The 16,555-nt window shown below is 39.9% G+C and carries 13 protein-coding genes; 10 read left to right on the plus strand and 3 right to left on the minus strand.

Annotated elements, in window-relative coordinates; translation table 11 throughout:
- Positions 1–12: 12 nt before the first annotated feature.
- From PR699_RS00105 to PR699_RS00115, 3 genes are read right to left on the minus strand one after another with little or no spacing between them, the layout of a single operon-like run.
- The gene (locus PR699_RS00105; protein ID WP_014658048.1) at positions 13–2,409 is read right to left on the minus strand and encodes a fimbria/pilus outer membrane usher protein; all 2,397 of its coding nucleotides are present in this window, start codon (positions 2,407–2,409) and stop codon (positions 13–15) included.
- Complete coding sequence (locus tag PR699_RS00110) at positions 2,381–3,094, minus strand: molecular chaperone (protein WP_014658049.1); 714 nt, start codon at positions 3,092–3,094, stop codon at positions 2,381–2,383. The genes PR699_RS00105 and PR699_RS00110 overlap by 29 nt, the downstream gene beginning before the upstream one ends.
- A gap of 41 nt (positions 3,095–3,135) precedes the next feature.
- Positions 3,136–3,612, minus strand: a complete 477-nt coding sequence (locus PR699_RS00115) for a spore coat protein U domain-containing protein (RefSeq protein WP_071599648.1) — start codon at positions 3,610–3,612, stop codon at positions 3,136–3,138.
- A 1,951-nt stretch (positions 3,613–5,563) separates the two neighbouring features.
- On the opposite strand from PR699_RS00115, the gene flhD reads away from it, so the two are divergent.
- From flhD to PR699_RS00165, 10 genes are all read left to right on the plus strand, one after another.
- Positions 5,564–5,911: a flagellar transcriptional regulator FlhD gene (gene flhD / locus PR699_RS00120; RefSeq protein ID WP_004918564.1), complete on the plus strand. Its 348-nt coding sequence runs from the start codon at positions 5,564–5,566 to the stop codon at positions 5,909–5,911.
- Positions 5,911–6,498 carry a flagellar transcriptional regulator FlhC gene (gene flhC, locus PR699_RS00125; protein ID WP_040133449.1) on the plus strand — a complete coding sequence of 196 codons (588 nt, stop codon included), beginning with the start codon at positions 5,911–5,913 and terminating at the stop codon, positions 6,496–6,498. The genes flhD and flhC overlap by 1 nt, the downstream gene beginning before the upstream one ends.
- A 95-nt stretch (positions 6,499–6,593) precedes the next feature.
- Positions 6,594–7,481, plus strand: a complete 888-nt coding sequence (motA, locus tag PR699_RS00130) for a flagellar motor stator protein MotA (protein WP_004918567.1) — start codon at positions 6,594–6,596, stop codon at positions 7,479–7,481.
- A 7-nt stretch (positions 7,482–7,488) separates the two neighbouring features.
- Positions 7,489–8,442, plus strand: coding sequence for a flagellar motor protein MotB (gene motB / locus PR699_RS00135; RefSeq protein ID WP_004918569.1), 954 nt, complete (start codon positions 7,489–7,491; stop codon positions 8,440–8,442).
- A 69-nt stretch (positions 8,443–8,511) separates the two neighbouring features.
- Entirely contained in the window at positions 8,512–10,587 is a 2,076-nt protein-coding gene (gene cheA, locus PR699_RS00140; protein WP_014658050.1) for a chemotaxis protein CheA, read from the plus strand.
- 16 nt (positions 10,588–10,603) lie between these two features.
- Positions 10,604–11,101 carry a chemotaxis protein CheW gene (gene cheW, locus PR699_RS00145; RefSeq protein ID WP_014658051.1) on the plus strand — a complete coding sequence of 166 codons (498 nt, stop codon included), beginning with the start codon at positions 10,604–10,606 and terminating at the stop codon, positions 11,099–11,101.
- A gap of 94 nt (positions 11,102–11,195) precedes the next feature.
- Entirely contained in the window at positions 11,196–12,881 is a 1,686-nt protein-coding gene (locus tag PR699_RS00150; RefSeq protein ID WP_014658052.1) for a methyl-accepting chemotaxis protein, read from the plus strand.
- A 114-nt stretch (positions 12,882–12,995) separates the two neighbouring features.
- Positions 12,996–14,561, plus strand: coding sequence for a methyl-accepting chemotaxis protein (locus tag PR699_RS00155; RefSeq protein ID WP_004918577.1), 1,566 nt, complete (start codon positions 12,996–12,998; stop codon positions 14,559–14,561).
- Positions 14,562–14,631: 70 nt separating this feature from the next.
- A complete protein-coding gene (locus tag PR699_RS00160; RefSeq protein ID WP_004918579.1) occupies positions 14,632–15,468 on the plus strand; it encodes a chemotaxis protein-glutamate O-methyltransferase in 837 nt (278 codons plus the stop codon).
- The gene (locus PR699_RS00165; protein WP_014658053.1) at positions 15,468–16,535 is read left to right on the plus strand and encodes a chemotaxis response regulator protein-glutamate methylesterase; all 1,068 of its coding nucleotides are present in this window, start codon (positions 15,468–15,470) and stop codon (positions 16,533–16,535) included. The genes PR699_RS00160 and PR699_RS00165 overlap by 1 nt, the downstream gene beginning before the upstream one ends.
- Positions 16,536–16,555 lie beyond the last annotated feature (20 nt).

A 16,555-nucleotide genomic window follows, 5' to 3' on the forward strand; every position in this document is an offset into this window, starting at 1 on the left:
GTTTGACGGATTTTAATCTAAATAAGGGGATGACTCAGGATGGCAGTGTAATGGGCCAATCTGAGGAATAAGCTCATCGGTTTTTGGATAGGTAAATGTGACAGTACATTCTCCTTTGGGGTAATGGATCAGCAGATGGTTGTCAGTTTTTAAGGTATCGAAATAGGCTATGCCATCGTATCCCACTGTCACTAAATTCTCTTTTTGGCCATTTAATGCAACTTGGCTTCCCTCAGGTAATAGCACACCATTTGGGTCAGCGAGGATCACTAATGCAGGGTGCGTTTTAATTAAATCAAATTTAGCGAGAACACCTGAATGATATTTGGGGATAACGTCTATTTGGGTCTGTTTAACTTGAATATTGGCAGGTAAATGAGTTGGATCTAACGTTAGCACATTTCGCTGGTAACTATTAAGTGAAGGAATTAAAAGTAACCCATCATGATTTGTTGTACCGATAACGCTATTTTCTAACCGAATAGGAAGGTTGCCGATACCATTTGTTGATACAATGGCGAAGCTATTCATAATTGGCTTTGAAATAAAAAAGTGATTATTAGCCGCGGCGATAGCACCACTTGCACCAATATACTGTGAGTGGGTTTGGTTTAGGTTATTAAACCCTGAGCTAAGATGTATTTTATCGGTAAAATAATTAATATCGATTTGGTGATTATTTTCACTATCCTGCTTGCTTGCCGTAATATTCCAGCCTAACCCTCCCTCTGAAGGGGCCGATTGGTTTACATTTATCTGGTACATTTGAGCATTCTGGTTTTTTTGGCTCGTGATGCGAATGCTTTGCTTATTCCCGAGTAGCATGGTGGCTGCTAGGTATATAATGCTTTCTTTATCATCGGTAAGTTTTTTATTAATACTGGCGCTAATAGATAGCGTATCGTTAATAGGTTTGTACCAATGAGCACCCAAATAACCTATTGTCGGGTCATTATGGGGGCGAAAGCCAAAATAGGACAGACTAAAACTACCAAGATATTCCGAATTATAGCCAAAAACAGCATTACCATTAAACGCCAATGGTGGCGCAGAATAATTTGTTGCAATATCATGATACTGAGGTGTGGTTATGGTGGTTGAGGCGCTGAAATTAATGAGATTATTAGCCCAATGATAACCCGCATAATAGAGCCAACCTGGAGTGCGAGAGTCAGTGCTTATCGCGATAGCGGTTGAAAGTGTTCCTCCTCCTATTTGTGGTATCCAATGACTTTCAATCCCCAAATTGAACAAATCGGTTGCCAATTCGGCATGAGTGCCGGTTGTTAAATAATTATTTTCCCCATAACGAACCGTTGTGCTTATAACGGGCTTGCTAGCATAATCAAATGAGCGAATAGCATAATTTTCACGTATAAAGCCAATTTCAGCTGACCAATCAACAAGCCCCTCACGTAATAATGTTTGGTCATTATAAAATGAAATATTCTGAGTCGTGGCTCTACCTAATGAATCAGTTAACACAATTTGCGCTTTTCCTTCACCACTGACCGTTGGTAAGCTATTTAATGCAAAATGACCGATTGGCACTTCACCGCTATAGCGTTTAATACCATCAATATATAATTCCACGTTTGATGGCACCGTTGCCGAACCATAAAAAGTCGTCAATGGTGCAGTTGGCATATATGGCTGTAAGGAAAAATCAGTAGCTATTTGTAACCCTGCAATCCGTGTGGCGCGTGACCATGTTAAAGCACGAGTGACGGTATCCCCTAAATTCAAAAATAGGTGTTTGTCTTCAAATGAGGAGCGCCAAGCAGTATCTATGCGCGTCAATGAGGAGGATAATTCAGGGTGTCCCAGTGTATTGTGGCTTTGCTGTGTCGTACTCAATAGGCCAAATGGATTAAATAATCGTAATTCAGAAAAACTGCTTAATGAATTGGTGATATTTTTCGCTAGATGCAAATCATAATTTAATAAAGCGCCTTTTGAGGCGTGAGCTTGCACTTGTTCTGACGCTATTAAGTCAATAGTGGTAGCGTTAAGAGTTAATAATGAAAGTGGGGCGTCAATAATCAATCTCTGCTGATCGGCATGATAGCGATAACTAATCTCGGTTAGTTCATGCAAGCCGATAAGGCTTTTATGTTGTGTGGGGAGATTGAAATGTAATTGTTTTAATGTTTCAGCACTTACCCACAGTGTGTCATCTTGATAACCAAAGCGAGCAATACCAAAATGCGTTTGATTAATGATGACCTCAAGATAAAGCTCAGTGCCGGGTAGCGATGAAGTATCATCAATCAAATGTTCAAAGGAAGTAGGGTAAGCATTTAGCTGAGCGGTAACCAAAATAGGATAAAAAGCAGCAAATAGCAGGGAAATTTCTGCTAATAAATGCAGGTAACAAATATTAAATAGGGTAGGTTTGCTGTTCACCATTGATCAAAACTTTTATTGTATTGTTTGGTTTGGAGCAAACTTCGGGCAGTGTTACTTCCCATTGCATCGTTGAGCGCGGCAATACGTATCCTAACAAGCCGGAATTGATGATCGTATGTTTTCCTTTGCAGTCAATGAAGTGAATATTGGATAGTTGGGCATGGCTATTGCCATTGTTATGTACAATCAGGGTGTTTTTAGATGGATATTTTATGAGCTGCCATTCTAAGAAAACGGTAGCACTTGGCATATTTAAGGGTTGTACAAAAATAGGCAGTGAATAATGCAAAACAAATTGTAATTTATTGCTGCTATTCTGCCCGGTAGGCAACTCATTTATTGAAAGGCGATAGGCTAGTTCTTCACTCCCCATTATATTGTTGTTCCGGATCACTCTGACTAATTGTTGTTCATTGGGGTTCAGTTTGATCATAGGAGGACTGATAATAATGTCTCTGGTAGCCACTAGCTCATTGCTTGAATTTTTTTGATACCAGAGAAATGTCCTCACTTGCGCTTGTATCGGCTCTTTTCCATTATTACTTAGCCAAATTCCTGCGGAATTCTGTTGGGGATTAAATGTCAGTGTGACAGGTGTGACTTGTAACCCACCTCCATAAAGCTGGCTTGAGTAGAATAACCAGATGAATGAACAGATAAATAATGGTGAAAGTCTGCATGCCATTCGTTTGATCTTCCTTATAGTGATTTTGAAATGACGAAGCCTTAATAATTGACGTTAACAGTGACAACGTCAGAATAGGTATCTGGCGTGAAATTAGTGTTTGTCACTACCGCATAAACTGTAAAATTTTGCACCTCTCCATTGCCCGTTCCGGAAATTCCATTTCCTTGCGTTAACGATGTTGCGGTATTTCCCCAATGACTTCCTGTTGCAGATGATTGTTTGAGCTGATAAGGAATTTTATCGGTGTTGCTTATTGAATTAGTCACTGAAGATAAAGTGCCTGTGCCATCATCCGTACCACTATTCAGCGCCGAAGGTGACAACCCAATGCTAAAAGGAATGTTTTTCGAGCAGGTCACACTCAATGTGGTTTTCGACGATGGATTGCTAGTGTTTAAACTGACGGAGCCTAAGTTGATATCAGAATTAACACTCACTTGGCAGGAGCTGGTTACCGTCATTAAAACTTGAAAAGTGGTTGTTGCTAAGTTTGCCGCATTAAGACTGGATGACATTGAATAGGAGCCAATAGTTAGAAGAAATACGTTCTTCACTGTCGGTATCATAGGAACCTCGTGTAGGGATTATCGTTATATTAATCTTGAGTTTTTACTTTCTGACAGCGCAAACGTATAAATTAATTCATCATAAAAAGAATAAAAGCAATATTATTATCTGTTATTTTTTGTTATTGAGATGGTTAATATATGAGGAATTATTTAATTTATTGATAATATTGGTATTTTTTTGGGATGGAAAATAGCTCACTATCTTCGAATAGTCGCGATTGTTATTTTTGTTATCATAAAGTTAATCAATTGTTTAATGTTGTAAACAAAGTCAAAGCAAGGACTTTTTTATCGTTTTAAGGCGGTTTTTTCGGCGCTTTATCGCCTTTTTATCAAGGTGGGTAGGCAATGAAAAAAAATTTTTAAGCTAGTGAGATAGAAAAGAGCTAAGTGATTACTTTTAAAACAGTTTATATAACTTGATGAAGCTCTATTCAGCGGCATTATTTGAAACTATCCCATTAATTGGAAAACTTTCAGAAAGTATGAAACTAATTGTGATGTTTATCTCATTTTTGAGATTCTATTTTTGCTCATAAATTCAACAAATTGGCTATTAGATCCTATTTTATTTTTGAAATGAAATTTTGAAATGAAAAGAGGAGATAGCTGGATCCATTTTGCAGTTGCTAAGAAATTTTACTTATGTCGATTATTGAAAATAGTCAATTTGTTAAAATAAAAATAGATAGTATCAGTTATGAACTATAACTTAATGTTACTAATTGTTACCTAAAAGGGAGTAAAATTCTACCTTTCTGAAAGAAAATTAGTAATCAGATAATGCTTGAATTTTTATATTTTTATGCAACTAAATCTCTAAATATTGAAACAATAAATTAATAGAAAAATAATGTTTATAACCCGAATAATTTATTTTCTTGATCTCACTATTTGCGACGTTGGAAATGTAGGTTGATCATTTTATTAAAAAAAATAGACGCCAATGACAAATTGCCAAAAGTAAAATTATTGCCCAACCAATAAAGAATAAATGAGGTAAATAATGAATTTCTCTTTAAACATTAATTGATATTGCTATTTCTCAGATAAAAAAATAGCGGTTTTTGAAAAAATAAATTGTATTTTGTTAAGAAAAAATTACCAGTAAAGCGAAAGAGTAAATAATAATCAATATCATTTAATTGATTAATGAAACTTATTAAATATTAAGTGGGATTTATAATGCATCATTTGAATTACAGTATAAAAAACAAACAATTGAGGTTGAGGAATTTTGAATGAATAATATTTACTTTATTGAATTAATTGAAATTTAATGGATAAAATTAAATCTGTTTCTCATTCAATTTGAACGTTTACCTAAAATAGATAAGAGTTTCCCAATAACTTTCTTTGATATAGATCAATATCCTGTTTTGTCTATTATGCTTGGTCTTTTTAGTTGACTTTTAAACAAATATGAGTAGAAAGGTTATCTAAGGTGTTGTAATTTAGGTTATGTCAAACTTATATGTCGTGGTTATTTGAGATATGGAAGTAGAAGATATAGTTATAATGAAGAATTGTTTATGAATCGACGGATTATCGTTCTAATAGAGTAAAAAGAAACATCAGCATCTTGAATAGTTAATTTTGTGGTGCATAATAAATAACGACTAAAATTGATATCGGCAAATTCCTACATTTGATAAAGATTTTAGTTGGTTCATTATTTTTTGTAAGTATTTAGGAAATAGATTTAATTTAAGTTTTAACTTTCACGTATTTTATACTCCTTAATAGGTATTCGCTTAATGAGTGGCATGAATCGGTAATGGAGACTGTCGCCTAGTATATTTTTCTTATTATTAAAAATTAGGTTATAGCGGTACGTTTAAACTTCATGTTTGTCCTATTTGCACACAGATGTAGATAATATTTAAAAGGAAAAAAAATGACCTCAACGACTGATTTTCTGAAGCATATATACGATATTAATCTTTCCTATCTGCTGCTTGCTCAAAAACTTATCTCTCAAGAAAAGGCCTCCGCGATGTTTCGTCTTGGTATTTCTGAATCAATGGCGACTACATTAGCAGATCTTTCCTTGCCTCAATTAGTTAAATTAGCAGAAACAAACCAGCTTATCTGCCAATTTAGATTTGAAAATAGTGACACGATAGAGAAGTTAACACGTGACTCAAGGGTGGATGAATTACAACAAATTCATACAGGTATATTACTTTCAACTCACTTGTTGCAAACGCACAAGGCACATGACAATGAAACAGCGAGAAAATGATGAGTAGTACTACTGAAAAAAGTATTGTTAAAGAAGCTAGCGATATTCGCCTTGCGATGGAACTGATTTCTTTAGGCGCTCGTCTCCAAATGTTAGAAAGTGAGACCCAAATTAGCCGAGGTAGATTAATCCGTTTATATAAAGAGTTAAGAGGATGCCCACCACCAAAGGGTATGCTTCCGTTTTCAACTGATTGGTTTATGACTTGGGAACAAAATATTCACTCTTCCATGTTTTATAACGCTTATCAGTTTTTAATTAACACAGGGCACTGCAAGGGTGTTGATGCCATTGTGAAAGCTTATCGTCTATATTTGGAACAATGCGCACCGCAATCAGAAGAACCATTATTAGCTTTAACACGCGCATGGACACTAGTTCGTTTCGTTGAGAGTGGCATGTTGCAAAGCTCGGTGTGTAGCTGCTGTCATGGCTCATTTATTACTTATGCTCATATACCAGAAAATAGTTTTACTTGCAGTTTATGCCAGCCGCCATCACGGGCAATAAAAAAACGTAAACTTTCCGAACATCTCGCCGATATTACGGTATATCGACAGGATGGCATTACTAAAGCGGTAATGTAATTGGATTGATGTGGTAAACAGATAATAAATTATCTGTCCTTCCTAATATTCCCTTTAACTGCCATCTGTTACATAACTGAGTTGAAGGGAATATTGTGTTAATACTCATCGGATATATCATTGTTACAGGTACAGTCATCGGCGGCTATCTGATGCTTGGTGGCCACTTAGGGGCACTTTACCAACCTGCTGAATTTGTCATTATTCTAGGTGCCGGTTTCGGTGCATTCGTTGTTGGTAACAGTGGTAAGTCGATTATCGCCTTATGCAAAGTGTTACCTCGCGTGTTCCGCCGTTCTTCATACAACAAAGCGATGTCCATGGATTTGATGGCATTGCTATTTCAGTTATTAAATAAATCACGTCAAGAAGGTTTACTGGCGCTTGAAAAAGACATTGAAAACCCTCAAGAGAGTGAAATTTTCTCGCAATATCCCCGTGTATTAAAAGATAAAACAACGCTGATGTTTGTTGTGGATTATTTACGCCTAATGGTAACAAGCAATCTACAAAGTCATGAAATTGAAGCCTTGATGGATGAAGAGCTTGAGACTTTTCGCCAAGAAAGTGAGGTGCCTGCCTCTGGTTTAAATATGGTTGGGGATTCAATGCCGGCTTTTGGTATCGTTGCCGCCGTACTGGGTGTGGTTAACGCATTGGGATCAGCCGATCGCCCTGCGGGTGAACTAGGCGCATTAATTGCGCATGCGATGGTTGGTACTTTCCTTGGTATTTTAGTGGCTTATGGGTTTATTTTACCGCTGGCTGCATTGATTCGTTTACGCACCAATGAACAATTAAAAATGTTGGAATGTATAAAAGTGACATTCCTTTCCGCGTTACAAGGGTATGCCCCTCAAATTGCTGTCGAATTTGGTCGTAAAGTCTTGTACAGCGCTGATCGCCCTTCATTCATGGAACTAGAAGATAAGGTTCGCGAAGTCAAAATTAGTCATCGTTCACAAGCACAGAGCGAGGAGTAATGAGCCAATGAGAGGAAATAACGCCCATATTATTCGAGTCAAAAAGCGCGTTGCAAGCCATCAAAATGGACATGGTGGCTCTTGGAAAATTGCCTATGCAGACTTTATGACGGCGATGATGGCGTTCTTTTTAGTGATGTGGCTAATTTCCATATCTAGCCCACAAGAATTGACACAGATTGCCGAATATTTTCGTACCCCATTAAAAACAGCCATTAATTCAGGCACTAAAAGTGGTGATGCCACCAATCCAATTCCGGGCGGGGGGAAAGATATCGTGTTTCGTGATGGGGATATCTTACCTGAGCCGAATAACAAAATAGAAGATCAATCCAATTATCGGTTTGAAAAACTAAAGCAATCGCTTGAGCAAGCGATTCTAAAAGACCCGCGGTTAAATGAACTGAAGCCTCATCTACTGATCGACATGATTGATGATGGCTTACGCATCCAAATTGTTGATAGTGAAAATCGCCCAATGTTTATGGTGGGCTCTGCCTATGTTGAGCCACATATGCGCGACATTTTGCGTGCCATAGCGCCTTTACTCAATGATGTTCCAAACAAAATTAGCATATCAGGTCATACCGATGATCTGCCGTATGCGAATGGAGCCAACTATAACAACTGGGAATTATCAGCTGATAGGGCAAATGCTTCGCGTCGTGAACTTATCGCTGGGGGATTAAACCAAGACAAAATTTTACGTGTTGTAGGGATGGCTTCCAGTATTCATCTGGATAAAAACAATGGATTAGCGCCAGTCAATCGCCGTATTAGCATCATTGTATTAAATGAAACTGAGACTGAACAGATATTGCATGAATACGATGGTGCAACGCCACTGAATGAACTATTGAACAAACCGCAGCAAGACGCTGAGGCATCATCAATAGAGAATGCAGAAAAAAAGGCGGATGGGGCAACTCATTCAGCAGCAGTATTAACGCCTTCAAATTAATTTTCGTTGTGACACTTAAAAACAGACTTACAACGTTAAGTGAAACCTAAGCTAAATTGGATAAGAACCATGGATATTACCGAGTTTTATCAAACGTTTTTCGATGAAGCTGATGAGCTACTTAGGGATATGGAACAACATTTACTTGAGCTCGATCCTTTCGACCCAGATAGCGAACAGTTAAATGCCATTTTCCGTAGTGCCCATTCAATAAAAGGGGGCGCTGCGACCTTTGGTTTCACACAGTTGCAAAACACCACGCATACATTGGAAAACCTGCTCGATAAAGCACGTCACGATGAACTGACTTTAACGCCAGATATTATTGATGTTTTTTTAGATGCTAAAGATGTAATGGCATCACAACTTGAAGCTTATAAAAATGACTCGTTACCTGATGAAGAGGCATTTAAACATATTTGTGAGGTGCTTGGCCGTGTTGAACAAAAAGCAGAAGAAGTGGTCACTGAGGCACTTCCGATCCAAGCACCGACTCCGATTGAGCAGCCGACGGTAACTGAAGCAGCGGCAAGTGATGAATATACCCATTACTTTGTTATCACGCTAAGTCAGCTAAAAGCCAATGAAGTCGATTTATTAGCAGAAGAATTGGCTTTATTTGGCACACTTTATGACACCGAAAAAACGGCAGATAGCTTAAAAGCTTGGCTTGGAACAAATACCGTGATTGACGATATTTGTGGGGTGCTCTGTTTTGTGGTCGATGAATCACAAATTACACATCAAGTGGTTGATGCTCAAACTTGTTTAGCCCATTTACCGCCAGCTGCCAGATCACCTGCCGAAGATGTTGCTACCACGGCAGTAGCTGAAGCGGCGATGAAACCTAAGGCTCCACAAACAGACGCTGAAGAGACGACGAAATCGAAACCTACGGCAACAGCACGTAAGGCGCCTCCGGCAAAAGCGAAAGCGGACTCCAGTAGTATTCGTGTTGCCGTGGAAAAAGTGGACCAACTGATTAATTTAGTCGGCGAGCTGGTGATCATTCAATCCATGCTGACACAACATAGCCAGCAGCTTGACCATAACGAATACGGTGACTTATTGAGTTCGATTGTGCAGCTAGAGCGCAACTCGCGAGCGTTGCAAGAGTCTGTTATGTCGATCCGCATGATGCCAATGGATTATGTATTTAGTCGTTTCCCTCGAATGGTGCGAGATATCGCCACTAAGCTTAACAAAAAAATAGAGCTGAAGGTGGAAGGAAGTGCAACAGAGCTTGATAAGAGCTTGATTGAACGGATTGTAGATCCACTTAACCATCTTGTACGTAATAGCCTCGATCATGGTATCGAGAAACCAGAAGTTCGTGTGGCAAATGGTAAACCGGAAACAGGGACTTTGACCTTATCTGCATCACATCAAAGTGGCAACATCTGTATTGAAGTTCGTGACGATGGGGCGGGGCTTAACCGTGAACGCATTTTGGCGAAAGCACGCTCCCAAGGCATGAATGTTCATGATGGCATGAGTAATGAAGAGATAGCCATGTTAATTATGGCGCCTGGTTTTTCTACAGCCGAAGTGGTCACCGATGTTTCTGGACGCGGCGTTGGCATGGATGTGGTGAAACGCAATATTCAAGATATGGGGGGCCGTATTCAGATTGGTTTTACCGAAGGAAAAGGAACCATTATTCGCATTTTGCTGCCTCTCACATTGGCTATCCTCGATGGTATGTCGGTTAAAGTTGCAGAGGATGTTTTTATTGTTCCTTTAAGTGCCATTATCAGTACGTTGCAACCACGCCAAGAAGATATTTATCGCCTTGCTGGTGAGGAAAAAATGTTATTGGTTCGTGGTGAGTATTTGCCATTAGTTGAGTTGCATCAAGTGTTTAGCATCACAGGCGCAGAGCGTGATTTAACCAACAGTATTGTGCTGATTATTCAACATGCCGGACACCGTTTTGCACTGTTGGTTGATAAGTTAATTGGGCAACAGCAGGTCGTTGTTAAAAATATTGAAAGTAATTACCGAAAAATCCCCGGTATTTCCGCCGCCACCATTATGGGGGATGGCTCGGTCGCTCTGATTTTAGATGTTGCCGAGCTACAACAAATGAATAACAGCATTCTGCTCAAAAAGAAGCAGCAAATTGCACAACCCGTTATGCACTAAATAGAGGCTAAACACCATGTCAATGTTGGATGATGATTTAAATAAACTTGATGAAGAAAAAAATGGGGAAGGTTATCTCATTTTTACTTTAGGTGAAGAAGAATATGGTATTGAAATATTAAAAGTACAGGAAATCCGAGGTTACGAACAAGTGACTCGTATTGCCAATACACCAGACTTTATTAAAGGGGTGACCAATTTAAGAGGTGTGATTATCCCTATTATTGACCTGCGTGTGAAATTCTCTCATCAAAATGTCACTTATAACGATAATACCGTCGTTATTGTGGTGAATTTAAAAGATCGTGTTGTTGGAATTGTTGTTGATGGTGTTTCCGATGTATTGGTTTTAAACGAAGAACAAATTGCAGCTCCGCCTGATTTTGCGGTGACATTATCTACTAAGTACCTGACAGGGCTAGGTACAGTCGGTGAAAGAATGCTGATTTTAGTGGATATAGAAAAGCTTTTAACCAGTGATGAGATGGCACTGATTGACAACATGGCCGAGTAATAACTTGGCCTCAAATATTCTATCTACTATGGCTAAAGTTTTTAGCCTTATGACCGATATCCAAATTACAATAACATTATGTTAGTAAAACATCATGCATAGCCGAATTAAAATCGTATCAGGACTTTTGTCCGTCATTGTTATCTTTATTCTGTTGCAATTAATATCCAGCGGTTTGATGTTCAATAAACTTGGGGATAATAGTGACAGTATTAAATATTTGAATTCGCTCCAACGCCAAAGACAAGTATTAACCGAAAGTTGGGTTAATTTATTACAAGCTCGCTCTAATTTAAATCGCTCGGTCAATGCTTTTTTATTGGAAGGGCGTACCTACCAAGATGATGCTTCTGCCGAAGATTTAATTAAAGCGGCAGAGCGTAATTTCAAAGCCGCAGATGCTGCTTATCAGCGATATATCAACCTGATGGCAGAAACGAGCCATGATAAAACGAAATTTGAACAGCTTTTTTCCACCTATGAAACTTATCGGGACGCTCTGATCCAGCTAGGAAAATATGCTCAAAAAGGGCAGTTAGATGAATTCTATGCTCACCGTACATCTGGGTATCAAATTAAATTTGAAGAACAGTTTAATGCTTACTTTGCGGATATTTCGGAAGATTTCCAAAGTGAAGTGAAACGTGCAGAAGCAAATTATCGCGAATCACTTTATATGATTATTGTTTTATCAATCGTATTAGCACTGATTGGCTTCTTTAGTTATCGCTATGTACGCAAAGGCATCATTGAACCATTAAGAGCTTTAATTCAACGAATTACCACTTTTGCTGCGGGTGATTTAACCCCAAGTGTTGATACTAAAGCAACAAATGAAATTGGTGAATTAGCGCGTGGCGTAGAGCATATGCAAAAAGAGCTGATCAACACCGTACGCGGCGTTCGAGATGGTAGTGAGACTATTTATCAAGGCACCAGCGAAATTGCTGCGGGTAATAATGATCTCTCTGCACGCACTCAACAACAGGTGGCTTGTTTAGAAGAAACCGCGGCAAGTATGAGTGAGTTGACGGCGACGGTTAAGCAAAATACAGAATACGCTCACCAAGCAAGCGAATATGCAAGCCAAGCTTCAGCGATTGCGAAAGAGGGCGGGAAAGTGGTATCCAACGTGGTAAATACCATGCTGAATATTGCAGAAAGCTCGCAAAAAATCTCAGATATCACGGCTGTCATTGATAGTATTGCTTTCCAAACCAACATATTAGCCCTAAATGCGGCGGTTGAAGCTGCTCGCGCTGGGGAGCATGGTCGTGGGTTTGCAGTTGTTGCCGATGAAGTGCGTAATCTGGCACAACGTAGTGCAAATGCCGCCAAAGAGATCAAAGCACTCATCGAAGATTCTGTATCAAGAACGGATACAGGCGCGCGCCAAGCAGAAGATGCAGGTGAGACAATGACTAAAATTGTCGAGTCAGTGACCCGTGTTACCGACATCATGTCGCATATTGCGTTGGCCTCAGATGAACAAAGCAAAGGCATTTCACAAGTCAGCATTGCTGTTGAAGAGATGGATAAAGTCACACAGCAAAACGCGTCATTGGTTGAACAGTCAGCGGTTGCGGCAAATGTCTTGGAAGAACAAGTCGCAAAACTTGCTCAGTTAATCTCTATTTTCCGTTTGCCTGCAATGAAACAAAAAGAGTTACAAACAACTGAGCCTGCGGCAAGAACCATTTCAAATGTCGTGAAGACACCGGATCTAAATAAAATATCATCGAAAAATCATCAAGATGATGACAATTGGGAAACTTTCTAAAGACTCAGCTCAGCTTAGCGCTGCCAAGTTTTACACTTGGCAGCGTTTCTGTGCATCACTGCGATAGTGACTGTAACGCATGGAAATCTTGGCTGGCGTATGTGGGGATAAAATATGTTTGGTAAGAGTATACGGATTTCAGTCAGTTTATATCTGCTTCTCGTGATGTTTTGTGGGATGCAAATTGTGTCGAGCGCACTCTCATTAGGGATAGTGTCAAGTGAGCTCTCCTCTTTAGAGCGTATCGATCTTGGTTCGAAAAAACGTGATTTACTCGAAACAACTTATGAAGATTTGATGCAGGCTCGTAGCACATTGACTCAAATTGTCGTGCATATGAAAGTGGACTCGGATACCGCGAGTATTAATAACGCAAAAGCGGTTTTTGAGCAATTTTTACAACAAGCTGCTGACGACTACGAAAAATTTAAAGCTCAGCCATTATTGAGTGAACACGAAAACCTCGCGGTTATTGACGAAAAATATCAAGCGTTTCTAGCTATTTTAAAAGAGTTAAGAGCGTTAATTGATAAAAATGATATTCCTGGTTATGTTGCATTACCTGCACAACAACATCAAGAACAGATGGCCGCAGTTATCGATCAATACCTGAATTTATTGAATACCGATAGCCAAAACTCATTAGATTCCGCCAATTTTTATAACAAAGTGGCATGGTTCATGTTCTTTGCGGTGACTTTTATTATTTTAGCGGTTTCTGGCTTAGCCCATTTTTGGATGAAACGAAAACTCATTTATCCATTGATGAGCATGAGCGATCACTTTATGAAATTGGCGAAAGGTAAGTTGAACCAAGATATTCGAGTGACGACACGTGACGAAATTGGCGAGGTCTTTGAGCAACTAAAATTAATGCAAGAATCACTGGCGACCTCCGTCATTAATTTACGTACCAATACCGACCAAATGTATACCGGTATTCGTGAAATTGCGTTGGGTAATAATAATTTATCATCTCGCACCGAACAGCAAGCAGCGTCGCTAGAAGAAACAGCGGCTAGCATGGAGCAACTCACGGCGACGGTGAAACAAAACGCAGATAACGCACGTCAAGCCAGTGAGCTAGCAATATCAGCATCAAAAACAGCAACAAAAGGTGGTGATATTACCGTTGATGTTATTGATACCATGACGGAAATTTCACATAGCTCGCAAAAAATTAGCGCCATTATTAGCGTAATCGATGGCATTGCTTTCCAAACAAATATTTTGGCTTTAAACGCGGCAGTAGAAGCGGCAAGAGCCGGAGAGCAAGGTCGAGGCTTCTCCGTGGTGGCAGGGGAAGTACGTGCTTTAGCTCAGCGTAGCGCAGAAGCGGCAAAAGAGATCAAAACACTAATTGATGAATCTGTGGGTCGTGTTAATCAAGGATCTCAATTAGTTAATGAGGCCGGACAAACCATGAATGAATTAGTGGCAGCAGTTAATCAGGTCACCGAATTGATGGGCAATATCGCCTCTGCCTCTAATGAGCAAAGTCGTGGTATCGAACAGGTCGCAACCGCAGTGAGCCAAATGGATTTAGTGACGCAACAAAACGCTGCATTAGTGGAGCAATCTACAAGTGCAACGGCTGCCTTGGAAGATCAGGCAAATAACTTAGTCGATACAGTTGCCTTTTTTGAAGTGTCAGAAACAAAAGCCGCACAGGTTAGCTAGTTATTATTGTTAAGACTAAGCAGCCGATAACCGGCTGCTTCTGGGTTTTTATCAAATAGGACAAAGTACGATGCTTTTTGCACCACAAATAGAACCATTGACCGATGAAGAGTTTGGTCGGGTTTGCCGGTTTATTCATAAAAAATCAGGCATCGTTCTTACCATGAATAAAAAAAGCATGGTGTATAACAGGCTGCTAAAACGACTACGTGATTGTAACGTCAATAATTTTTCTGAATACCTACGTATGCTGGAGCGCGAGCCTTTACACCCAGAGTGGCAAGCATTTGTCAATGCGTTGACGACAAATTTAACCGCCTTCTTCCGAGAGCCTCACCATTTCGTGACATTGGCTGACTTTGTACGCTCTCGTAAAAGTAGCAATATCAATATTTGGTGTGCGGCCTCTTCTACCGGTGAAGAGCCTTACTCCATTGCGATGACATTAAGTGATGTGCTCGGTTCACAAGCGGTGAATGCCAAAGTTATTGCGAGTGATATTGATACCGAAGTGTTAAGTAAAGCAAAACAAGGTGTTTATCGTATCGAGGAGTTAAAAGCCCTCAGCGCGTTGCAACGTCAACGCTATTTTATGAAAGGCGTTGGCGACTTTGAAGGCTATGCGCGAGTGAAACAAACGCTTAGGCAGATGATTGAATTTCGTTATTTAAATCTCAGTGATAGCGATTGGCAGCTTCAACACCGTTTCGATGCAATCTTTTGTCGTAATGTCATGATCTATTTCGATAAAGACACGCAGATCAAATTATTAGAACGATTTGCACCGTTACTCAAACCGGATGGACTGTTATTTATCGGCCATTCAGAAAATTTATCTCAATTATCACAACGATTTGTAATTAAAGGACAAACCGTCTACAGCCTACAACCGGCGAGGAGGGGGTGATGAAAAAAATTAAAGTGCTTTGTGTCGATGACTCAGCACTAATGCGTCAAATCATGCGTGAAATCATTAACAGTCACTCCGATATGATGGTAGTTGACACAGCGCCTGATCCTTATGTAGCTCGTGACTTAATTAAACAACATGAACCCGATGTGTTAACGCTCGATGTTGAAATGCCACGTATGGATGGAATTGATTTTTTAGAGAAATTGATGCGTTTACACCCATTACCTGTCGTGATGGTATCAACATTAACTTCTAAAGGCTCAGAGGTCACATTAAAAGCGTTAGAGCTGGGCGCGGTTGATTTTGTTACCAAACCACAGATTGGTATTCGTGAAACAATGATGAGCTATCGAGATGTGATTGGTGAAAAAATTCGTGCTGCCGCCATGTCGAAAATAACACATCGAAACCGTTTTGCGCGCACAGAAAAAGCAACTCCAGAGCCAGCCAATATCGCTAAGCCATTATCTGCTTATGTTTGCCATAGCAGAGTGATTGCCGTGGGCGCTTCGACGGGAGGAACAGAAGCCATCCGTCAATTTTTAGAAATGTTGCCTCGCGAATGTCCGCCAGTCGTGATCACTCAGCACATGCCTGCGGGTTTTACGCGTTCGTTTGCAGAAAGGCTAAACAAGTTATGCTCATTGACGGTAAAAGAAGCGGAGCACAATGAGCCTTTGCAAAAGGGCTATGCTTATATTGCGCCGGGTGACTCTCACATGCTGGTGGTTGATAACGGGCGAGGGTATCAGATTCGTTTGCAACAAACCGAGCCGGTTAATCGCCATCGTCCTTCTGTCGATGTGTTATTTGATTCTGTTGCGAAATGTGTGGGGCGCAAATGTGTTGGCATTCTATTGACCGGAATGGGGATGGATGGGGCCAAAGGTATGCTCAACTTGCGCCAACAAGGTGCGGTGACTTACGCACAAAATGAAAGTAGTTGCGTGGTATTTGGCATGCCACGTGCCGCTATTGAGCTGGATGCCGTGGACGAAATTCAGGATATCGCCAAAATTGCCCCAAGCGTTTTGGCTCGACTTTCATCTGTTTCCGCTTAGCGGTTACAGAATTTACTATT

The sequence above is a fragment of the Providencia sp. PROV268 genome, assembly GCF_028477805.1.
Taxonomy (GTDB): domain Bacteria; phylum Pseudomonadota; class Gammaproteobacteria; order Enterobacterales; family Enterobacteriaceae; genus Providencia; species Providencia stuartii.